The organism is Bacillus sp. DE0042, from assembly GCF_007680225.1.
In the GTDB taxonomy this organism is placed as follows: Bacteria; Bacillota; Bacilli; order Bacillales; family Bacillaceae_G; genus Bacillus_A; species Bacillus_A wiedmannii.
This window is the reverse complement of record NZ_VEJP01000006.1, coordinates 342,883-365,351: the sequence shown is the minus strand read 5'-3', so window position 1 is coordinate 365,351 and position 22,469 is coordinate 342,883. Positions and strand designations below refer to the sequence as shown.

Sequence of the window (22,469 nt, the reverse complement as noted above, 5' to 3'; positions counted from 1 at the left end):
CCCATAAAAAAATCCCCTCCATAGTAAACAGGTTAGTGTTCTTTCTTTTTCCTGTCTACTATAAGGGGATCATATCACACAGCAGGGCGCTTTCTTCATACATATATTATCCAGTTCCAGCGGCTAGAATGTTCGGTGGCTTCACTTCTTCCTATGAGGCAAAAAGCGCCTCTACGTCAGAAGCTCCATCCCCCTCACATTCTGAACGAGCCGCTTCCACTTTAAATATTAACCGATAGAACCTTCCATCTCAAACTTGATTAGGCGGTTCATTTCAACTGCGTATTCCATTGGAAGTTCGCGAGTGAATGGCTCGATGAAGCCCATTACGATCATTTCTGTAGCTTCTTGCTCAGAAATACCGCGGCTCATTAGGTAGAATAATTGTTCTTCTGATACTTTCGATACTTTCGCTTCGTGCTCAAGTGAAACGTAATCGTTTTTGATTTCGTTGTAAGGAATTGTATCAGATGTAGATTGGTTATCCATGATTAACGTGTCACACTCGATGTTAGAGCGAGAGTTTTTCGCTTTTGGTCCGAATTGTACGATACCACGGTAAGTTACTTTACCACCATGCTTCGCAATCGACTTAGAAACGATTGTTGAAGACGTGTTTGGTGCTAAGTGAATCATTTTTGCACCAGCATCTTGGTGTTGGCCTTTACCAGCAATCGCGATAGATAATGTTAAACCACGAGCGCCTTCGCCTTTTAAGATAACTGCTGGGTATTTCATCGTTAATTTAGATCCGATGTTACCGTCAATCCATTCCATCGTTGCGTTTTCTTCACAAACCGCACGTTTTGTAACTAGGTTGTATACGTTGTTCGCCCAGTTTTGGATTGTTGTATAACGGCAATATGCATCTTTCTTAATGATGATTTCTACTACCGCACTGTGAAGTGAGTTAGTCGTGTAAACAGGTGCTGTACAACCTTCTACGTAGTGTACGTGTGCGCCTTCGTCTACGATGATAAGCGTACGCTCGAATTGTCCCATATTTTCAGAGTTAATACGGAAATACGCTTGAAGTGGTGTATCCACTTTAATACCTTTTGGAACGTAGATGAATGATCCACCAGACCAAACTGCAGAGTTTAATGCAGAGAATTTGTTGTCTGTTGGTGGGATTACTTTTCCGAAATGCTCACGGAAAATATCTTCGTTCTCTTTTAATGCGCTATCTGTATCTTTGAAGACGATTCCTAGAGCTTCTAGGTCTTCTTTCATGTTGTGGTATACAACTTCAGATTCGTACTGTGCAGATACACCAGCTAAATATTTTTGCTCCGCTTCAGGAATACCTAATTTATCAAATGTCGCTTTAATTTCCTCAGGTACTTCATCCCAAGACTTCTCAGATTTCTCAGATGGTTTTACGTAGTACGTAATTTCATCGAAATCTAAGTCGTTTAAGTCGCCGCCCCATTGTGGCATTGGCATTTCATAGAACTTATCCAGTGATTTTAAACGGAAGTCTAACATCCACTGTGGTTCTTCTTTCATACGTGAAATCTCTTCAACGATTTCTTTTGTTAAACCGCGTCCAGCACGGAAAATCGAAACGTCTTTGTCCTTGAAACCATATTTATAATCGCCGATATCTGGCAGTTGCTTCGCCATGTTGGTGTGTCCCTCCTTAGATAACCTCGTTTTTAGGAACCTTTAACATTACTTATCTTCGTTTAAGCCCTTTTCTAACGCTTTCCACGCTAATGTTGCACATTTAATACGTGCAGGGAACTTGCATACGCCTTGTAATGCTTCAATATCTCCTAAATCAATGCTGTCATCGTACTCTTTTCCTAGCATCATGTCAGAGAAAATTTTAGAAAGCTGAAGTGCCTCTTCAATTTTCTTACCTTTTACTGCTTGTGTCATCATCGAAGCTGAAGACATTGAGATAGAACACCCTTCTCCTTCAAACTTCGCCTCTTGCACAATACCTTCTTCTACTTTCATCGTAAGTTGAATACGATCGCCGCAAGTTGGATTGTTCAAGTTAACAGTAACACTATCTTCTAACACGCCATGGTTACGAGGATTCTTATAATGATCCATAATAACTTGACGGTATAACGTATCTAAATTATTAAATGACATTTGTGAAATACTCCTTTGTCTTGATTAGCGATTCAACAAATGTATCAATTTCTTCTTTTGTATTATATAAATAGAAGCTCGCACGTGCTGTAGAAGAAGCTTTCAGCCACTTCATAAGCGGTTGTGCACAGTGATGTCCTGCGCGAACCGCAATGCCTTCTACATCTAATACAGTTGCTACATCATGAGGATGTACGTCTTCAATATTAAATGTAACAAGACCAGCGCGATGCTTTGGACCATAAATTGTAACGCCATCTACTTCTGATAGTCTTTCTAAAGCATATTGCGCTAATTCATGTTCATGCTTTTCAATATTATGAAGACCGATTTCTTCTAGGAAATCAATTGCCGCACCAAGTCCGATTGCATTACCGATAATCGGTGTACCTGCTTCAAACTTCCACGGAAGCTCTTTCCAAGTAGATTCTTGTAAATCTACGAAATCAATCATTTCACCGCCAAATTCAATTGGCTCCATATTGTTCAGCAATTCTTTTTTACCATATAATACGCCGATACCTGTAGGTCCGCACATCTTATGAGCAGATAATGCGTAGAAATCACAGTTTAAATCTTGTACATCCACTTTCATATGAGGTGCACTTTGTGCTCCATCAACGATCATGATTGCACCGTTTTCGTGTGCGATTGCTCCGATTTCTTTTACAGGGTTAATCGTTCCAAGTACGTTTGATACTTGCATAATAGAAACGATTTTTGTATTCGGTGTAACTGTTTGACGAACATCTTCTAAAGAAATTGTACCGTCTGGTTGAAGCGGAAGGTATTTTAAAGTTGCACCAGTTTTCTTCGCAACTTGCTGCCACGGAATGATGTTACTATGGTGCTCCATGTAAGAAATAACGATTTCATCGCCTTCTTTTACATTTTCAAGACCATAGCTAGCCGCTACTGTATTTAATGCAGTTGTCGTTCCGCGCGTGAAAATAATCTCTTCCATTGATTTCGCGTTAATAAACTTGCGAACTTTCTCGCGTGCACCTTCATACGCGTCGGTAGCTTTCGTACCGAGCGTATGAACACCGCGATGCACGTTAGAATTATATTCTTTATAGTAACGTTCTAACGTTTCAATGACTTGAATTGGTTTTTGAGAAGTTGCTGCACTATCGAAATATACAAGTTGTTTGCCGTTCACTTTTTGATCAAGAATTGGAAACTGTTTGCGTATTTCATGAATATTCATTAGCGAACTTTCCTTTCAATTACCTCAACAAGCTGTGCTTTTACTCCTTCAATTGGAAGCTCATTTACTACAGGTGCTAAGAATCCATGGATGACTAAACGTTCTGCTTCGCGTTTTGGAATACCACGGCTCATCAAGTAGTATAATTGGTACGGATCTACGCGGCCTACTGAAGCTGCGTGACCTGCCATTACATCATCTTCGTCGATTAAAAGAATTGGGTTTGCATCACCGCGAGCTTTTTCATCTAACATAAGAACGCGAGAAGATTGTTGTGCATTTGATTTAGATGCACCGTGTTCAATCTTACCAATTCCGTTAAAGATAGATGTTGCACTATCTTTTTGTACACCGTGTTTTAAAATCCAACCTTCAGAGTGTTTACCGAAGTGAACAACTTTAGTTGTAAAGTTTTGTGTTTGGTTACCACGACCAATTGTTACTGTTTTTGTATCAGCATATGATCCGTCGCCCATTAAATTCGTAACGTTCTCTGAAATTGTGTTTCCGTCATTCATAAGGCCTAGAGCCCAATCAATGCGGCCGTCGCGTCCAACAATTCCGCGGCGGTTAACGTAAGTTGTTACGTCTTTTGCTAATAGATCAACCGCACCAAATTTAACTTGTGCGCCTTGTTCCACGATTACTTCTGCTACGATATTTGCAATACCTTTAGCATTTTCATTTGCAACGTAGTTTTCTACATAAGTTGCAGTACTGTTCGCATCAGCTACGAATAATACGTGGTTATATACGTTAGCTTCTTCGCCGTCTACTAAGAATACAGCTTGAAGTGGAGTTTCAAGAACAACGTTTTTCGGAACATATACAAATGCACCGCCGTTGATTAATGCAGCATGAAGTGCAGTTAAACGATGCTCGTCTACCTTCACGCCGTCTTTCATTAAATACTTTTGTAATAGTTCAGCATGCTCTGTTGCAGCTGTTACGATGTCTGTAAAAATAACACCTTTTTCTTTTGCTTCGTCTGCTAAAGAAACGAATGCAGTTGTACCAGTACGTTGTACTAATACGCTGTTATTTTCATCGATTAAGTTTTTCACTGCTTCTGGAAGCTCTGTTAAAGAACTTACAGGCTCTTGCTTAGCAGCGTCGCCTTTTCCGATAAAGTCCCATTTTTCAATTTTCGTTTTATCAGGCGTTGGCATTGGAAGTTCAGTTGCTTGTGCAAGAGCTTGTAAGCGGAACTCAGTCAACCAAGCAGCTTCGTTTACTTCGCTTGCGCGTTGACGGATTGTTTCTTGATCGAAAGGTAATGTACCGATTGTCATGTTTATGCTCCTCTCTTACGCTTCTTGCTCTGTTGTTTCGTCTTCAATACCTAATTCTTTTTTAATCCAGTCATAACCTTCAGCTTCTAGACGTTGTGCAAGCTCAGGGCCACCAGATTTAACGATACGACCGTTCATCATAACGTGAACGAAGTCTGGAGTGATGTAGTTTAATAAACGTTGGTAATGCGTAATCATTAGGCAACCGAACTCTTCGCCGCGCATTTGGTTAATACCTTTAGATACAACTTTTAATGCATCGATATCAAGACCTGAGTCGATTTCATCTAAGATTGCGATTTTTGGCTCAATCATCATTAATTGAAGAATTTCGTTACGTTTTTTCTCTCCACCAGAGAAACCTTCGTTTAAGTAACGTTGTGCCATTTCTGGATCCATTTCTAGGAATTCCATGTTTTTATCTAATGTACGGATAAATTTCATAAGAGAAATTTCATCGCCCTCTTCACGACGTGCATTAATTGCAGAACGTAAGAAGTCAGCGTTTGTTACTCCGCTAATTTCACTTGGATATTGCATTGCTAGGAATAGACCTGCTTGTGCGCGCTCGTCTACTTCCATTTCTAATACATCTTCACCGTCGATGATGATGCTACCTTCTGTTACTTCATACTTTGGGTGACCCATAATCGCAGAAGATAAAGTTGATTTACCTGTTCCGTTAGGTCCCATAATTGCGTGGATTTCTCCACCTTTTACTTCAAGGTTTACACCTTTTAAAATTTCTTTGCCATCAATTGATACGTGTAAGTCTTTAACCGTTAATGTAGAACCAGCCATCTCAATACCTCCATTAATCCTATATATACATTTTAAAAATTCCTAAAACGTTCATATTCTCATTTTATTCTCATTCTAATCTTATATCAAATAAAATGATATCGCAAACGACGAAAAAAAGTAACAATTTTTTCACAAATGTATATAAGTATTTCCCTTGTATCCTTATATAATACACCTTTCTTCTTATTTATATAAAGAAAAAAGGACTGGAAATTTTCCAGTCCTTTCCTTGTGTTTATTCACTTACCGGAAGTACAGCACCTTTATATTCTTTATTAATAAAGTCTTGGATTTCTTTTGAATGCAGTACTTCTACTAATTCTTTAATTTCTTTTTTCTTCTCGTCACCTTTACGAACTGCAATAATATTTGCGTACGGAGAGTCTGATCCTTCAATCGCAATTGCATCCTTTGTTGGATTTAACTTCGCATCAATTGCATAGTTTGAATTAACGAATAAAGCATCGCCTTCATTATTTTCATACAGCTTTGGTGACAATCCAGGCTCTACATCTGTTTTAAACTTTAAGTTTTTCGGATTTTCTACAACATCTTTTACTGTTGCTTTAACAACATCTACACCGTCTTTTAATTTAATAACCCCGCCTTTTTGTAACAATGCGAGCATACGGCCACGCTCCGCTACGTTATTACTCATAATAACTGTTCCGCCATCTGGCAATTCTTTTAAATTTTTATATTTCTTAGAATAAATGCCCATTGGCTCTAAATGGATTTTTCCTGCGTTTACAATTTTATATCCCTTTTCTTGAATTTCTTTATCTAAGTACGGAATGTGTTGGAAGTAGTTCGCATCAATTTCCTTATCCGCTAACGCTTTATTCGGCAAAACATAATCCTGGAACTTTTTAATCTCTAATTTAATGCCCTTTTTCTCTAGTGTCGGCTGTGCCTTTTCTAAAATAACAGCATGCGGCACGTTAGAAGCTCCCACAACAAGCTTATTCTCTTCTTTCCCTCCGCAAGCAGCTAATGTAAATACAGACAGTGCTGTAACAACTGACAGTAGAATCTTTTTCATATGATGTCCCCTTCTCCCCTATAGTTATGTAGTTATAAAAAAGGGCCGGCATACACCAGCCCTTTTCAGCAATTATTCTTTTACAGGAACAACTGCTCCTTTATATTCTTTAGTAATAAAGTCTTCAATTTCTTTAGAATGCAATACTTCTACAAGCTCTTTAATCGCTTTTTTATCTTTATCACCTTTACGAACCACTAATACGTTTGCGTATGGAGAATCATCGCCTTCAATTGCAATTGCATCTTTTTCTGGATTTAATTTCGCATCAATTGCATAGTTCGAGTTAATTAAAACAGCGTCGCCTTCTTTATTGTTATACACTTGTGGTAATAAACCAGGCTCAATATCCGTTTTAAACTTTAAGTTTTTCGGATTATCTGCAATATCTTTTGGAGTTGCACTAACTGGATCTACTCCGTCTTTAATTTTTAAAATGCCTTCTTTTTGTAAAATTGCTAAACCACGTCCATGGTCAGTAACGGAATTACTCATAATAATTGTCGCCCCGTCCGGAAGTTCTTTTAAGCTCTTATATTTTTGAGAGTATACACCAATTGGCTCTAAATGAATTTTCCCTGCTATTTCAAAATCATATTTTTTATCTTTAATTTCTTTTTCTAAATATGGAATGTGCTGGAAGTAGTTTGCATCTAAATCCTTATCCGCTAACGATTTATTTGGTAATACGTAGTCTTGGAATTTTTTAATTTCTAATTCAATTCCTTTTTTCTCTAATAAAGGTTTAGCCTTTTCTAAAATTTCAGCGTGCGGTACGTTAGAAGCCCCCACAACTAGTTTTTTTTCATCTTTATCTTTCCCGCCACAAGCAGCTAACCCAAAAATTGAAGTTGAAATAAGTGCTGTAAGTAATAATTTTTTCATTTGAAACATCCTCCCGTTTTTTATTATCGTTTATCTATTCGAGTCGTTAAACTATCACCAATCCACTGAATGAAAAATACAACTAGTAATACACAAATTGTCGCAACGATTGTTACATCGTTATTTCCTCGCTGGAATCCTTCTAAATAAGCAAGTGTTCCAAGGCCACCAGCGCCAACAACTCCCGCCATCGCTGTATAGCCTACTAAAGCAATTGTCGTAACAGTAATACCAGATACTAATGCTGGTAACGATTCTGGAATTAACACTTTCAAAATAATTGTGCTTGTTTTTGCTCCCATTGCTTTCGAAGCTTCAATTACACCTTTATCAATTTCACGAAGCGCAATTTCAACCATTCTCGCGTAAAATGGTGCCGCTCCAATAATTAAAGCTGGAAGTGCTGCACTCGCTCCAAGAATTGTTCCAAGCAGAATCTTTGTGAATGGGATTAATAAAATGATTAAAATGATGAACGGTATCGAGCGGAAAATGTTTACGAACGCTCCAATCCCCGTGTTAACCGCTTTGTTTTCCCATAAATTATCTTTCGCTGTCATAAAGAGTAACAATCCTAAAATTAGTCCTAATACAAATGTGGCAAGAGCTGCGATTGCCGTCATATATAACGTTTCACCAGTTGCTTCTAACATTTGATTCCAATCAACATTTGCGATTAACTTATCCATGTGCAATCACCTCCAGCTCTACTTGATCTTGATGTATTCCCTCTATTGCTTGTTGAATCGCTGTTTCCTCACCATTTAAATGAACAACTAAACTACCGTAAGAGCCGTTATTCGTTTGTGCGATATTTCCTTGCAAAATGCTAACTTCTATATCACTGCGTTGCATTAATCTTTGAAGTACTGGTCTTTCTACAGCTTCACCGATAAACTGCAAACGAACTACTTTACCATCTGGATACTTTTCAATTAAACTTTCAATCGTTTCATTTGTATCTTCAGAATCCGTTAACTGCTGTACGAAGCGTTTTGTAATGTCTTTCTGCGGATTGCGGAATACATCAAGTACTGGACCCGTTTCTACAATTTTTCCTTTCTCCATTACCGCCACTCGATTACAAATCTTTCGAATCACGTGCATCTCGTGTGTAATGAGTACAATTGTTAAACCGAGACGCTTATTAATATCTAATAATAAATCTAAAATTTGATCTGTCGTTTCTGGATCAAGAGCTGACGTTGCTTCATCACATAAAAGCACTTGTGGGTTGTTAGCTAATGCTCTTGCAATCCCAACACGTTGCTTTTGTCCTCCGCTTAGCTGAGATGGATACGCGTCTCCTCTTCCTTCTAATCCAACAAGATGAATTAACTCGTCGACGCGTTTTCTTCTCTTCGCCTTATCAACACCTGCAATTTCAAGTGGGAACTCGATATTCTCGCGTACAGTTCGTGACCAAAGTAAGTTGAAGTGCTGAAAAATCATTCCGATTTCTTGCCTTGCCTTACGAAGTTCACTCCCTGTAATTGCTGAAATCACACGATTTGCAATTGTAATTTGGCCAGAAGTTGGTTTCTCTAACTGATTGAACAATCTGATTAAAGAACTTTTCCCAGCGCCACTATATCCGATAACACCAAATATTTCACCTTTGTCTATTTTTAAATTGGCATTATCTACAGCAGTGACATCACCGCTTTTTGCTTTATATATTTTCTTTACATTTTCTAACAAGATCATGATGTTCACCCCTTTTTTTGTTTAAAAAGCGTAAGCGGCCCGTTTAGAACAAGAGGACGCCCGAATCCCTGACGTAGAGGCGCTTTTTGCCTCATAGGAAGGGATGAAACGACCGACTGTTCTAGCCGCTGAAGCTAGATTTTTGGTCGACTCCGCAATTTTTTATGTTTAATGCGTGTAGTCCACCGTTATCACTACTTTTATTATTTGAATGTCCTCCACATTCAAACAACAAAAAAAACCTTTCCGCTTTTAGAGAAGCAGAAAGGTTTATATGCGTATATAACAACATTATCCCTCTCTCATCTCTCAAAGCATTTGCTTTGCAGGAATTGGCACCATTTCAACATAAGTTGACGGTTGCCGGGCTTCACAGGGCACAGTCCCTCCACCTCTCTTGATAAGAGAAATCAGATTACATTTTCGTCTGATTTGTAATTTATGAAATTGTCTATATTTTATGAATTGAATTGTATCAATATCCATACGCCATGTCAACAGAAATTTTCGTAAAAAAAGAAACTTCAGACTTTTAAGCACCCACTGACATCGGTTTACATATATGAAACATCGATTCGACTAATAGCATCGTTCGATACGTTCCTGAATATTGTACACGTCCATCTTTCATTAACATTTGCAACCTTACATTGCCGTTCACCAATTGTTTTACATCTTCCTCATCTAAACAAACGATTTGCTCTGTTCCTCGTTCCTCATGTAGCAGCTCTATATAATCTCTTGAAATTTGTAGCGAACAACTTTCATCTCCAAAGCGGAAATTAACAGTTTTTTCTCCTTGTCTTAAAAGCGGCTCTAAATGATATTGACCATTAGCGTAATTTACAAATGATTGCAGCAAAGAATATAATTTCACCCTAAATCACATCCTTCATATCACTTTCTATTACACATACCATTCCCTCTCACTAAAGAGCAATCCTGTTACTTTCGCTCGACAAATACTGTAACCACCCTGCATCTCGACATATTTCCCGAGAAATATGTCGAGGCGGCAAAAACTTTGCCGCCTACTTTAATTTCGTATATAAATATTCAACCGAATGAAATGCATATATCTTCTTCATGAGTGTCCCATTTTCAAAAACAAGTAAACACGGTACACTTTCGATTCCATACTCTTTCGCTAAATGCGGAGCATAATTTAAATCTAACATTCCAATTTTCAAGTCTTCAATTGTCATCTCAACGACTGTTAACATCTTTTTTGCTAATTGGCATGTTCCACACATTGGAGTATATACATATAACACTGTTTTTTCTTCGTTCTCTATTAGGGCTGTAGCTTCGGCTCCTGTCCAATCAATCACTTCTATCATTCCTTACCGTAAATATTCTGTATAAACGTCAATGTCAGCTCCCCATAATACATTTGCTAAGTGTGAAGATGGCGCAGTTGCCACTTCTCGGTACGAGCGATCAATATAAATATGCTCTGCTTGCGGAAATTCTTTTCGAAACTGTTTCCTTAACTTTTCTCCAGCATCATCAGCATCCACTAGTACATACACTTCCTTATCAAAAAACTGATCAATGAGCTCATCCATTTTCGACAAACCAATTGTACCATTTGTACAAACAATTTCCACCGGTTCACGAATAATAGATTCAATCTTTCTTCTATCTGATTTACCTTCTACAATAATGACTTTTTCCACATAAATCATATGTCATCACCCGATCACCATATACTATACAACCTTTAACTTAGTATATAGTATATTCGTTATTTTCATGTTGTTTCCTGTTTATTTTTGCAAAAGAAAAGCGGAAGCGGCTCGTTCAGAACAGGAGGGCATTGGAACTCCTGAACTAGAGGCGCTTTTTGCCTCAAGTGAAGGAGGGCAATGACCGACTGTTCTAGCCGCTGGAGCTGGATCACAAAGAAAAGCGCAAGCAGCTCGTTCAGATTGTGAGGGGGATGGAGCTTCTGACGTAAAGGCGCTTTTTGCCTTACAGGAAGAAGCGAAGCCACCGAACAATCTAGCCGCTGGAGCTGGATCATAAAGAAAAGCGGCACTGACTGTTTAGCCCTGTTGGCTAAGGTTCTTTCGTACAGAAGACGCTTTTTTGTCTTCTCGTGCGGAAGGTTCTTAGACATGAAGGGCTAGGAGGTGGAGCTGGACAAAGAAAAGCGCAAGCGGCTCGTTCAGATTACGAAGCCCCATGAAACCTTACCGAAAAACATTCATTCCCATAATAGCTTATTCATTTGCACTCGATTTTAAATGTATTATGTAACACAAAATAAAAAAGGACAGCACAAAGGCTGTCCTTTAGTCGACTATAATTAGTCTTGGTTTGTCATTTCTGCATATTTTTCTGCAGTTAATAACTTCTCAACTTGGCTTGCATCAGAAAGTTCAACTTTAACCATCCATGCACCCTCGTATGGAGATTCGTTAACAAGTTCTGGTTGGTCACTTAATTCTTCGTTTACTGCTACAACTTTACCGCTTACAGGTGCGTATAACTCAGAAACTGTTTTAACAGATTCTACGCTTCCGAATGGCTCGTCAGCTTCGATTGTTGCACCTACTTCAGGAAGTTCAACGAATACGATATCGCCTAGCTCACCTTGTGCAAAGTGAGTAATACCGATAACAACTTCATTACCTTCAGTTTTTACCCATTCGTGTTCTTCAGAGTAACGTAAATTATTTGGAATGCTCATGACTGTACCTCCAGTGAATGTATTAATTATGTAAAAATACCTTATTGGTACTTTTTCCACACACTTTCAAACTGCTCTTCGTTAAAACCAAGTGTTACATTCGTTCCATTTGTTACGATTGGACGTTTAATCAACATGCCATCAGATGCTAAAAGTTCGTACATTTCGTCTTCACTTGCATCCTTTAACTTATCTTTCAGACCAAGTTCGCGGTAACGCATTCCACTTGTATTAAAGAATTTTTTTAATGGTAATTCACTTTTTTCATGTAAATTACGTAAATCTTCTTTTGATGGTGGATTTTCAACAATATGAATCATCTCATATGCTACATCGTTTGCCTCAAACCATTTCTTTGCTTTTTGACATGTGCCACACTTTGGATATGAATAAAATGTTACTGTCATAAATTCACCTACTTTTTTACTAACCTTTACCTTTATCATATAGAAAACGTTTTATTATTTCAAACGATTATTCGCTAAACTTTTACTTATTTCGTGATAATTTTTAATAATCCTGCAAATTTTTCTTATTTTTCCGCCATTTGTTAAGAAAAATAAATATATAATTTTTTTAGATTCTTCTCTTATCACTCGCCGAACATATATCTTAAACAAACGTTTGATTAACTCCCTATTTTTCTTTGTTAACCCTTGAATTGCATCGGTTTCTTTCTACCGAACATACACCTTAAACAAACGTTTGATTAGCTCCCTATTTTTCTTTGCTAACCCTTGGGCTACATCGGTTTCTTCCTTCATCATCGACTTAAATAATCGGCAATTGTTCGAAATACGACGATATACATATTATGAATACTTTCTTCAGTATTTCCACCATTGGACAAACCGACTGCCCATTGTTGTCCTTCACCACTTCCGATATTTGCAAAGCCTTGCGTATACATAGCATTTACATCTTTTCGTGCACTGTTATACTCTATTCCTTTTGTAATAAACGTTGAATATGATTTATCTTGCAAACCGATAAAAAATACTGGTTTCTTTAGCGATGAAAATACATTTTTATACTGCTCTGTTGAGGCTTCTTGAAAGTGATCTTTCATTATTAAAAAACCATCCACTTCCTTAGATTTCTTTTCCAGTTCCTCTAACTTCATTTCCTCAAACTTTATATTCCTAAACGTATCGTTCGGCTTTTCTCCAATAACTCCAATTACGAGTGCTCTTCCGTTATATTCTAATTTCTCTCCTTCTTTACCCTTTGCACACCCAGCACTCACTAGGCATATCAATATAAAAAATAAGAAATACGATAAACGCTTCATTTAGCACCCTCCCCTTCTTTTAAGTCAAGTGACGAAAACGTAAGGTTAATTCAAGAAAATGTAAGTAAAATCGATAGCTCAAATTACGTTTCTATATTATAATCAATTGAATTTACTTACATTACTAAACATAGGAGATTATCATGAAGAAATTTAAACTTTCATCTTTTCTTCCGTTAAGTTATATACTTCTACTCGTACTCGTAAGTCCCCTTTACGATGTATTAAATAAATCTACTGTACACGCAGTAGATGTCACAACTGTAGTAGATGATTGGATTCCATTTGTGAAAGCATTTATTATTCCTTATTTACTTTGGTTTCCTTACTTATACGGCGCACTTATTTATTATTGCTTTGCGGATCGAAAACAATATTATGTCACTTTAAGTAGTATAATTCTTGGAAAACTTGCTTGTTTTTCTATTTATTATTTTTGGCAAACAACTGTACCACGTCCAACAGTCGTTGGATCAGACGTATTTTCCGAACTAGTCCGCTATATTTATAGTATCGACCAACCGGTAAACTGTTTCCCTAGCATTCATGTTCTAACTACATTTGTCATTATGCTAGCTGCCTTTAAACGTAGAGAACAACATGCTTTTGAATATTACATTCTTACCTTCTTCGGTACGCTTATTATTTTATCAACGCTATTTACGAAGCAACACGCATTTGTAGACGCCATTTCTGGAATGACGCTTGCAAGCATACTTTACTTCGGCGTTCAGCTTTTATTAGCAAAAGAAACTGTACGTGTTCCAGTAAAACAAAATCACAAAATGTAAAAAGCAGACTGTGGCTTCCAGTCTGCTTTTCTCTATATAAAAGGAGATTTTCGATTTAAGATTGCGGTACAGTCATATCACCAGAGTGAATACGACCTGCTTTTTTAAGAGCAATGTAAAGTATATAAGAAACAGCTACTGGAATGATGATATAAGTGATGACCATCGCCGGGACAACTTCCCATCCTTCGCTAGAAATTAAATTAATTGGTGCGATAAGAGAACTTAATCCAAGACCTGCAATTTCTTTTCCTGCTTCTAGTTGGAAAATTAATGCGGATACTGGACCAACTATAGCACTGGCGACGACAGTTGGGACGAGAATCATTGGATTTTTAGTGATATTTGGCAACTGCACTTTCGGAGTACAAAGCGCCTGAGCTAATATGCCGCCTAAATTATTTTCTTTCGCTGAGATTACAGAGAATCCGATAAACTGAGCAACGCAGCCTGCAAGAGCAGCACCACCTGCAACACCGTCTAAGCTAAGTGCGATCGCTAACGCAGCTGATGAAGCGGGAGAGATAAGTAATAGTCCCCAAACGACTGCAATGACGATAGAAGCGATAAACGGGCTACCAGCTGAGCTATCTTTAATAAATGCTCCAACTGTATTTAAAACAGGAGTAATATTATGAGATAACCAAATACCGACTAAACCAGAACCTAATATGGCCGCAAATGGAACGAGCATCATATCTAACGCAGTTTTTCCACTTAAACGTTTACCAATATATACAGCTAAAGTTGCTGTTAATAATGCACCGATTGGCTCACCTGTTTTAATGATTAGACCTGCTTCAGTAATTGAAATGGATCCGGCACCAATCGCTCCAGCTACCATAGCCGAGAAGATTACAAGACCATTTGCACCGAGCATAAAAGCAATTCCGGCACCAATGGCTGGTGCCATAAGTGATTTTGCAACAACTCCGATTGTAATAAGCAATGGAATATCAACAATTCTTCCTATATTTTCGATTAGTAAACCAATTCCAAGGGATACGAAAATACCTTGTGCGATTCCAGCTGATGCTTTAAATACACGAGACATTATATATTCCTTCATTTGTTTCACCTTCTCCTATAAGTTAGTAACCAATTGTTTTCATATAATCACGTAAAATATCGTTTGATTTTGCGAATCGAGATTCTTCATCCTCTGTTAAATTTAGTTCTACAACTTCTTTCATACCATCTCTAGTAATAATAGCTGGCACTCCTGTACAAATATCATATTCACCGTACTCCCCATCTAAAATGGCTGATACAGCAATTACACGGTGATCATCGTTAAAGATTGAACTCGCAATATAAGCTAGAGAGTTTCCGATTCCGTAATAAGTAGTACCTTTTCGTTTATAAATTTCCCATCCAGCTTTTGCAGTCTTCTCAACAATTTCATCTAAATCTATTTCACCAAATTTGTCTTTTTTCTCTTCTAAAATTTGTAGAATTGGCTTTCCACCCACAGTTACGTGCGACCAAGCAACCATTTGAGAATCACCATGTTCTCCTAATGAATACCCATGAATACTACGAGGATCTACATGTAACATTTCAGATAGAATTGTTCTTAAGCGAGAAGAATCTAGTGATGTACCAGTACCAATCACACGATTTCTAGGTAATCCAGATAATTTCCACACTTCATATGTAATAATATCAACTGGGTTCGATGCAAGTAAGAAAATACCGTCAAATCCACTTTCCATTACGCCGCCAACAACACTTTCCATAATTTTCGCACTCGCTCCTAAAGTATCTAAGCGACTTTGTCCAGGTTTTGGTGCTGGTCCTGCTGTAATAATAACGATGTCCATATCTTTGCAGTCTTCATAGCTTCCTGCATATACTTTTGTTCTTGTATTTGTAAAGTTAATGCAGTGTGATAAATCCATCGCTTCCCCAACTGCACGTTCATGATTTATATCAATTAATAATAGTTCTTCGCAAATGCCTTGATTTACAATGGAATATGCACAACTTGATCCAACTAATCCAGTACCGATAATTGCAACTTTTCTTGTATTTCTTTTCATAGCAATCTCTCCTAATTGATCATATAATCTATTTCTTTTGTTCTTTACACTCCTAATTATAGAGATTCCCACGATATAAACCATGGATACTTTGTGAAATGTTGAGCAAACTTTTGTCCTTTTTGTGAATTGTTATATTCCATTTTCGTCATATTTGTTACAACTGGAAAAATATTTATTATATATTTATTGACATATATAAAGTGAAGCATTAATCAGTGGGGTTTTACCGCCCAGTAAATAGCGGGACAAAACAAAAAACGAGCGACTTCATTCGCTCGTTTTTTCATCCCATTATTCCGCACTTAATTGACCTTTTAATTGCTGTACAATCATTGGGTTAGCAGGTGCAGCTGGCTTATAATAACTCTTTTGCTTTGCGTATTCATACATATTACGTTGACGCATCTCATCTTGATTACGAATTTGGATTAACGTTTGATGTAACTGTTCATTATCAGACTGAGAAATATAATTTGCATAACTTGTTAAACTTGCATTTAATCCTGCTAAATAATCATTTACCATATCTTTTTCATTCATCTGTCGTTTCCTCCTATCCTAGGAAAGTCATTAATTGCTGTTTCGTATTTCGTGCATCTTGCGCATCCTTTTGTAACATTTGTTTCAGTTGTGGATCTGTACAAGCCTGTGCATACTGGTCTAACTTATTAATAATTGTTGCATGTCCACCAATTAAATGGCGTAAGTTTTCTACTTCAAGCTCTGTTAAATTTTGCATAGAATACTCCTACCTTTCTTTATTCGTTCACTGTTAGTATTTAGCTCTTTTTTGATTGTATACATGAATTAACTTTTTCACGTGCATACAAAATAAAAGATGAATAGCTAAGCCATTCATCTTTTATACTGGTTATGTATTTATTTTTATAGAGACACAATCATACTTATACTCACAAGTAAGTTCCATACAATGTGTAAAATAATACTAGGTATAATAGATTGCGTCTTTTTGTATAACATTGCAAATACCATTCCCATAATTGTTGCCGTAATTAGAAGACCTCCATGAAGAATTCCAAAAATGAAGGAAGAAATAATGATCCCAACTAAAAAATTATATTTCTTTTCTAAAAATCGATATAAAATACCTCGAAATAGAATTTCTTCTTTAATCGGTGTAATTATAGCAACACTTAACACATATATAATACTTTGTATGCTATTTTGAATCCCTAAGCTCCCTAATTGTTCCTTCTGTTCTTCTGCACTTTCAAAACTAAACACATGTAACGTTAAATATTGTGATAACGCAATGACTATAAAACCAATTAATAGATATAAATATGTCTTCCCATTCTTCAAAACGGATACATCCCAAATAGATTTAATAAAATGAAGAACTGGTTTATAAGCTAATAAAACGATAGCAACAACAGCTGCATCTAACAAAAGAAAATGGTACCCCTCTAAATTATCACGTAACGCTTCCTCACCATAAATCCCCAAAGCCAAACCAAGGAATAATCCTCCTAGAAGTAAGAATCCTAAAATGGTTGCTATCATTACAAATAGATTTTTATATGTTATATTCTCTATTTTTCTTTCCACACTATACGCTTCTAACACTGTTTTACTCATAGTATCCCTCCAGTTATTCTCATTTACCTCAACAAAATCCTTTAATTCAAATATAAAGATAATATAACAAAATTTCCAAAAAGAATAATATGCAATTTTACATATTATGAAAACTTTATATTTTATAGTTTTAGGAATAGGATTGCTATGCAATAATTATTATATGAAATTTCAAAAAATACTTCCTATCCATCATAACCCTCGCATCATATAAAATTTATTAGTTAAAGGAGCAATAAACATGAAAACACATGACTTCCTTACAGAAATCCAGAAGGGCTCTGAGCCTAGCCCATATCAAGATCCTATTGCATTTATTTTCGTTTTCCTTTCCGTAGCCATATACACATTTTTCAAACCTGCAAAATAATATCATTTAATGAGAAAAAACCTACCATTCTTTTGGGATCATATGCACTAAAAAACCTTAGAATCGCTTCTAAGGTTTTTAGTTGCCTCGCTTCTTATTTAATTTCTCATTACATGTAATCCTTTAATAAACGTTTCCAATAATACATGTAAACTTGTATCTAAATCTATTGGCAAACCAAATCCACCCTGCTGTTCAATCGACGCAAATCCATGACAAATACTTCTGAATCCACGTGTCGCATGAAGTGCATTCTCTCCTTCTAAGCCGTATTGTTGTAAAACCTGAAGACAAAGCTTCACAATTCCGTCTCCTGCTCTTCTTACTTCTTCATCTCGTAAAAAGGTTGCTTCATACAATCCAGGATGTTTGCGTACGAATGCTACATACGCTTTTCCTAAAGCATGAATTGCTTCGTCCATACGTTTACCCTCGGCCGCTTCTTCCAGTCTGTTATGCAGCTGTTGTATTCCGTACATACCAAGATTTTTCCGTACATCTTGTAAACCTTTCACATGATTGTATAGCGAAGGTGAACGTACCCCTAACCTTTGCGCTAATGAAGCTAACGTTACTTCTTGTATTCCATTTGTATCTGCAATTTCTGCTGCTGTTTCTACAATTTTCTGTAATGTAAGTCCGATTCTCGGTGACATAAATTAACCTTCTTTTCTACTTTCTATATTCCGCTTAGCTTCCTTAATAGCAAGTTTTATGACAGTACCTGGATCCTTTATCATTTTCCCATGTCCTGCCGCAAGCAAGGAAGGCCCATATTCGCTTAACTTCTCTGCACTTTGTAATGATATTTCTTTGCTCCACGTTGCCATCGCAGGAAACGGAAACCAAAATTTCATTTGTCCCGAAACAGCCATACCTCCTCTTGTTTGGAAGGCATCCCCGACAATAAGAGCTTTATTTCGTACATCAAGAAGCGACATGGACCCTGGCGTATGTCCCGGTGTCATAATCGCAAGAAGCGATCCAACTCGGTCGCCATCTTCCAATAAAATATCAGGTACCGTTTTTACCTTTTTAGGTACACCGCCTTTTATTGGTATATTTGGTTCATCCTTTTGTAACGTCGTATCTCCTTCTAAAAGCTTTGCGTCCCGCTTAGAAATATAGACTGGAACATTAGGAAGTACTTCCTTTAATGCGTCTAATGCACCAATATGATCATCATGCGCATGTGTTAATACAATCTTAGTAATGGGTTTCCCTATTTTCTCAGCCGCCTGTAAAATTCCTTTTGCGCTATATGGCAAAGCCGCATCAATTAAAGTTAAACCATCTTCTTCCTCGACAAAGTAACAATTTACAGGAAACACTCTTGGCAAAAATGACAATTGATATACCGTTTTTTCATGTATCACTCTCATATTTCCAGCTCCCTTTCCGAATAAAACTAATGCTATTAGTTTTATTATACTAATGGCATTAGTTTTATGACACTAAAATTTTCATTTTTGCAAAAAAAAAAAGAACAGTAGCCGTTTATACGACTACTGTTCTTTACAGCTATTAAACTGTGTAACGCTCATCTTCTAAAATTTTCGCAGCAATTTCACGTTTCTTCGGAATTACGTTAAGTGGTGTGTGGCGAGTTAATTTACGTAATGATGATAACATCATGCGCAGCATGTCGCCGTTTTCAACTGCGATAAGTGTTTCTTTCGCATCTGCTTCGATTTCGTTGAATGCTTCTTGGCAGAATACTTCAGTGTATAACACTTTTTGTTTATTCTTTTCAAGACCAGTTGTTTTAATTGCTTTTTCTGTACGAAGAACAGCTGATTCCATTGCGTATAGGTTGCTTACGATGTCAGCGATATTCACAAGAATTTCTTGCTCTTTATCTAATGCTTTACCGTATTTTTGAGCAGCTAATCCAGCTACCATTAAGCCGATTTTCTTCGCGTTAGTTACTAAATATTTTTGAAGTGCTAATGGCTCATCGCCTACTTCTTCTGGCATCATCATCATTAACTCTTCTTGTAATTTTTGTGCTTTTTGAAGAAGTGGTAATTCACCTTTCATCGCTTTACGTAAGAACGTACCTGGTACGATTAGGCGGTTAATTTCGTTCGTTCCTTCGAAAATACGGTTAATGCGAGAATCGCGGTACATTCTTTCAATCTCGTACTCTGCCATAAATCCGTAACCACCATGAATTTGAACACCTTCATCTACTGTATAATCTAGTACTTCAGAACCGAATACTTTATTTAAAGAGCACTCGATTGCATATTCAGCGATAGAAGCTGCTACTGCTTTACCGTCCTTTACTTCCTCTTCAGATAATGTGCTCATGCGGCTTTCGAATAAACCTACTGTACGGTATACAGAGCTTTCAGCTGCATATGTTTTCGCTGCCATGTTCGCAAGTTTCTCTTGAATTAATGGGAATCGAGCGATTGGTTGTTTGAACTGTTGACGTTGGTTTGCATATTGTGCTGAAATTTCTACTGCACGTTTCGCAGATCCAACTGTACCAACACCTAATTTATAACGGCCGATATTTAAAATGTTGAACGCGATAATATGACCTTTACCGATTTCACCAAGTAAGTTTTCTTTCGGTACTAATGCATCTTCTAAAATTAACGTACGAGTTGAAGAACATTTAATACCCATTTTCTTTTCTTCTGGGCTTGTAGATACGCCAGCATATTCTTTCTCTACGATAAATGCTGAGAAGTGCTCTCCATCAATTTTTGCGTATACGATAAATACGTCAGCGAATGCAGAGTTTGTAATCCATTGTTTTTCACCATTTAATACGTAATGTGTACCTTCTGCATTTAAACGTGCAGTTGTTTTCGCACCTAATGCATCAGACCCTGAACCTGGCTCTGTTAATGCGTATGCCGCTAATTTTTCACCAGTTGCAAGTAATGGTAAATACTTTTTCTTTTGCTCTTCGTTACCGAATAATACGATTGGTAAAGATCCGATACCTACGTGAGCACCGTGAGTAATTGCAAAACCACCAGCGCGAGAGAATTTCTCTGCGATTAACGCTGAGCTTACTTTATCAAGGCCAATTCCGCCGTACTCTTCTGGTACGTCAGCGCCTAATAAACCAAGTTCCCCAGCTTCTTTTAAAAGACGAACAGAACGATCAAACTCGTGTTGCTCTAAATATTCAAGCTCTGGAAGAACTTCATTTACGATAAAGTCCTCTGTCGTTTTTGCAATCATTTTATGCTCAGATGAAAAATCCTCTGGCGTAAACACTTGATCAATCGTAATCTCATCAACTAAAAAGCTACCGCCTTTAACCGCATTTCCTACTGTTTTTTCCATGAAAATTTCCTCCTTCATATTTTCATAAGCCGCTCCTTTCTTTTTGAAAGAAGCTGGCTCTCAATTTTATTTTTTATAAACCTTTGTTGCTTCCATTCTTTGCATTGGCGACGTCTCGTTCTGAGCAAGCCACTTCCACTTTTTTATAGTAATTCAAACACTCCCGCTGCTCCCATTCCGCCGCCGATACACATTGTTACGATACCGAATTGTTGGTTGCGGCGTTTCATTTCGTGAATAAGAGATAGTGTTAGTTTTGCGCCTGTACAGCCAAGTGGATGTCCAAGTGCGATTGCACCGCCGTTTACGTTTACTTTTTCTTCATCTAAACCAAGCTCACGAATAACTTGGATCGATTGAGAAGCGAATGCTTCATTTAGTTCGAATAAGCCAATATCAGATAGCTCTAAACCAGCTAATTTTAACGCCTTTGGAATTGCAGCAATTGGGCCGATTCCCATTACTTCTGGTGGTACGCCAGCTACTGCAAATGAACGGAATTTCGCAAGTGGCTTCATGCCATCACTCACTGCTTTTTCACGATCCATTAATAGTACAGATGCTGCACCGTCACTCATTTGTGAAGAGTTACCAGCTGTTACAGAACCGCGAACGTTAAATGCTGGACGTAATTTACCTAAAATGTCTAGCGACGTTTCTGCTCTTACACCTTCGTCTTGTGCGAAAATGATTGTTTCTTCTTGCAGTTTATTGTTTGATCCAACAGTACGTAACGTTACATCTACAGATACTGTTTCATCAGCGAAGTTACCTGCAGCTAATGCTTTCGCAGCACGTTGATGACTTCTTACTGCAAATGCATCTTGTTCTTCACGAGAAATTCCATATTTCACAGCAACTTGCTCTGCTGTATGTCCCATACCCATATAATATTCTGGAGCTGCTTCTACAAGGCGACTATTCGGACGAACAACGTGTCCCATCATCGGAACTAAACTCATTGATTCCGCTCCGCCTGATAATACAGCTTCCGAGTGACCAAGCATAATTCGCTCTGCTCCGTAAGCGATACTTTGTAAACCTGAAGAACAGTAACGGTTAATTGTAATAGCTGGAACATCGTAAGAAAGTCCTGCTAGTCCGCCGATATTACGAGCCATATTTAACCCTTGCTCTGCTTCTGGCATTGCACAACCGAAAATTAAATCGTCGATTGGTCCTTCATAATTCGCACGCTTTAACGTTTCCTTTACTACTAACGCCCCTAGATCGTCAGGACGAACTGTTTTTAATGAACCCCTCTTTGCTTTTCCAATTGGTGTTCTTGCTCCCGCAACAATGACAGCTTCTCTCATGAACGAT

25 protein-coding genes and 1 riboswitch are annotated in these 22,469 nt (G+C 37.5%); of the genes, 1 reads left to right on the top strand and 24 read right to left on the bottom strand.

Translation table 11 applies throughout. The annotated features are described in order from the left end of the window. Positions 1 to 228: 228 nt before the first annotated feature. The 15 genes from sufB to FS802_RS22415 form a co-directional block, all read right to left on the bottom strand. The gene (gene sufB, locus FS802_RS22490) at positions 229 to 1,626 is read right to left on the bottom strand and encodes a Fe-S cluster assembly protein SufB (RefSeq protein ID WP_001118829.1); all 1,398 of its coding nucleotides are present in this window, start codon (positions 1,624 to 1,626) and stop codon (positions 229 to 231) included. Positions 1,627 to 1,674: 48 nt separating this feature from the next. Next, complete coding sequence (gene sufU / locus FS802_RS22485; protein ID WP_000009523.1) at positions 1,675 to 2,106, bottom strand: Fe-S cluster assembly sulfur transfer protein SufU; 432 nt, start codon at positions 2,104 to 2,106, stop codon at positions 1,675 to 1,677. Next, positions 2,096 to 3,316 (bottom strand): cysteine desulfurase SufS, encoded by a 1,221-nt coding sequence (gene sufS, locus FS802_RS22480; RefSeq protein ID WP_001020765.1) that lies wholly within the window; start codon positions 3,314 to 3,316, stop codon positions 2,096 to 2,098. The genes sufU and sufS overlap by 11 nt, the downstream gene beginning before the upstream one ends. Further along, positions 3,316 to 4,608: a Fe-S cluster assembly protein SufD gene (gene sufD / locus FS802_RS22475; RefSeq protein WP_000152176.1), complete on the bottom strand. Its 1,293-nt coding sequence runs from the start codon at positions 4,606 to 4,608 to the stop codon at positions 3,316 to 3,318. The genes sufS and sufD overlap by 1 nt, the downstream gene beginning before the upstream one ends. Before the next feature lie 15 nt (positions 4,609 to 4,623). Continuing rightward, positions 4,624 to 5,409 carry a Fe-S cluster assembly ATPase SufC gene (gene sufC / locus FS802_RS22470; RefSeq protein WP_000929163.1) on the bottom strand — a complete coding sequence of 262 codons (786 nt, stop codon included), beginning with the start codon at positions 5,407 to 5,409 and terminating at the stop codon, positions 4,624 to 4,626. 238 nt (positions 5,410 to 5,647) lie between these two features. Beyond that, entirely contained in the window at positions 5,648 to 6,454 is an 807-nt protein-coding gene (gene metQ / locus FS802_RS22465) for a methionine ABC transporter substrate-binding lipoprotein MetQ (protein WP_144525500.1), read from the bottom strand. A 72-nt stretch (positions 6,455 to 6,526) separates the two neighbouring features. Further along, positions 6,527 to 7,339, bottom strand: coding sequence for a methionine ABC transporter substrate-binding lipoprotein MetQ (gene metQ, locus FS802_RS22460; RefSeq protein ID WP_000735078.1), 813 nt, complete (start codon positions 7,337 to 7,339; stop codon positions 6,527 to 6,529). Between the two features lie 23 nt (positions 7,340 to 7,362). Beyond that, complete coding sequence (locus tag FS802_RS22455) at positions 7,363 to 8,028, bottom strand: methionine ABC transporter permease (RefSeq protein ID WP_000359328.1); 666 nt, start codon at positions 8,026 to 8,028, stop codon at positions 7,363 to 7,365. Continuing rightward, positions 8,021 to 9,046 carry a methionine ABC transporter ATP-binding protein gene (locus FS802_RS22450; RefSeq protein WP_000601756.1) on the bottom strand — a complete coding sequence of 342 codons (1,026 nt, stop codon included), beginning with the start codon at positions 9,044 to 9,046 and terminating at the stop codon, positions 8,021 to 8,023. Before FS802_RS22450 ends, FS802_RS22455 begins: the two co-directional genes overlap by 8 nt. A gap of 299 nt (positions 9,047 to 9,345) precedes the next feature. Then, a riboswitch (SAM riboswitch) is annotated at positions 9,346 to 9,453 on the bottom strand. Positions 9,454 to 9,578: 125 nt separating this feature from the next. Further along, positions 9,579 to 9,923 carry a hypothetical protein gene (locus tag FS802_RS22440; RefSeq protein WP_144525498.1) on the bottom strand — a complete coding sequence of 115 codons (345 nt, stop codon included), beginning with the start codon at positions 9,921 to 9,923 and terminating at the stop codon, positions 9,579 to 9,581. A 154-nt stretch (positions 9,924 to 10,077) separates the two neighbouring features. Then, complete coding sequence (locus FS802_RS22435) at positions 10,078 to 10,386, bottom strand: thioredoxin family protein (RefSeq protein WP_186367228.1); 309 nt, start codon at positions 10,384 to 10,386, stop codon at positions 10,078 to 10,080. A gap of 3 nt (positions 10,387 to 10,389) precedes the next feature. After that, entirely contained in the window at positions 10,390 to 10,734 is a 345-nt protein-coding gene (locus FS802_RS22430) for a toprim domain-containing protein (protein WP_000640866.1), read from the bottom strand. Positions 10,735 to 11,357: 623 nt separating this feature from the next. Then, entirely contained in the window at positions 11,358 to 11,741 is a 384-nt protein-coding gene (gene gcvH, locus FS802_RS22425) for a glycine cleavage system protein GcvH (RefSeq protein ID WP_000026896.1), read from the bottom strand. 41 nt (positions 11,742 to 11,782) lie between these two features. After that, a complete protein-coding gene (locus tag FS802_RS22420) occupies positions 11,783 to 12,148 on the bottom strand; it encodes an arsenate reductase family protein (protein WP_000218969.1) in 366 nt (121 codons plus the stop codon). 356 nt (positions 12,149 to 12,504) lie between these two features. Further along, the gene (locus tag FS802_RS22415; protein WP_144525494.1) at positions 12,505 to 13,032 is read right to left on the bottom strand and encodes a hypothetical protein; all 528 of its coding nucleotides are present in this window, start codon (positions 13,030 to 13,032) and stop codon (positions 12,505 to 12,507) included. 143 nt (positions 13,033 to 13,175) lie between these two features. On the opposite strand from FS802_RS22415, the gene FS802_RS22410 reads away from it, so the two are divergent. Next, positions 13,176 to 13,823 (top strand): phosphatase PAP2 family protein, encoded by a 648-nt coding sequence (locus FS802_RS22410; RefSeq protein ID WP_000713764.1) that lies wholly within the window; start codon positions 13,176 to 13,178, stop codon positions 13,821 to 13,823. A 55-nt stretch (positions 13,824 to 13,878) separates the two neighbouring features. Here FS802_RS22410 and FS802_RS22405 read toward each other — a convergent pair whose 3' ends face one another. The 9 genes from FS802_RS22405 to FS802_RS22365 form a co-directional block, all read right to left on the bottom strand. After that, positions 13,879 to 14,892 (bottom strand): PTS sugar transporter subunit IIC, encoded by a 1,014-nt coding sequence (locus tag FS802_RS22405; RefSeq protein ID WP_000666176.1) that lies wholly within the window; start codon positions 14,890 to 14,892, stop codon positions 13,879 to 13,881. Between the two features lie 22 nt (positions 14,893 to 14,914). Further along, complete coding sequence (locus tag FS802_RS22400) at positions 14,915 to 15,865, bottom strand: L-lactate dehydrogenase (RefSeq protein WP_002096227.1); 951 nt, start codon at positions 15,863 to 15,865, stop codon at positions 14,915 to 14,917. A 294-nt stretch (positions 15,866 to 16,159) separates the two neighbouring features. Continuing rightward, positions 16,160 to 16,408, bottom strand: a complete 249-nt coding sequence (locus tag FS802_RS22395; protein ID WP_001002991.1) for a spore coat protein — start codon at positions 16,406 to 16,408, stop codon at positions 16,160 to 16,162. A gap of 13 nt (positions 16,409 to 16,421) precedes the next feature. Further along, complete coding sequence (locus FS802_RS22390; protein WP_001180550.1) at positions 16,422 to 16,607, bottom strand: hypothetical protein; 186 nt, start codon at positions 16,605 to 16,607, stop codon at positions 16,422 to 16,424. 146 nt (positions 16,608 to 16,753) lie between these two features. Further along, complete coding sequence (locus FS802_RS22385; RefSeq protein ID WP_144525492.1) at positions 16,754 to 17,467, bottom strand: CPBP family intramembrane glutamic endopeptidase; 714 nt, start codon at positions 17,465 to 17,467, stop codon at positions 16,754 to 16,756. A 468-nt stretch (positions 17,468 to 17,935) separates the two neighbouring features. After that, entirely contained in the window at positions 17,936 to 18,493 is a 558-nt protein-coding gene (locus tag FS802_RS22380; RefSeq protein WP_000074943.1) for a TetR/AcrR family transcriptional regulator, read from the bottom strand. 3 nt (positions 18,494 to 18,496) lie between these two features. Continuing rightward, positions 18,497 to 19,219, bottom strand: coding sequence for an MBL fold metallo-hydrolase (locus FS802_RS22375; protein WP_144525490.1), 723 nt, complete (start codon positions 19,217 to 19,219; stop codon positions 18,497 to 18,499). Between the two features lie 142 nt (positions 19,220 to 19,361). Next, complete coding sequence (locus FS802_RS22370; RefSeq protein WP_000416287.1) at positions 19,362 to 21,146, bottom strand: acyl-CoA dehydrogenase family protein; 1,785 nt, start codon at positions 21,144 to 21,146, stop codon at positions 19,362 to 19,364. 143 nt (positions 21,147 to 21,289) lie between these two features. Beyond that, positions 21,290 to 22,462, bottom strand: coding sequence for an acetyl-CoA C-acetyltransferase (locus tag FS802_RS22365; protein ID WP_001206340.1), 1,173 nt, complete (start codon positions 22,460 to 22,462; stop codon positions 21,290 to 21,292). Positions 22,463 to 22,469 lie beyond the last annotated feature (7 nt).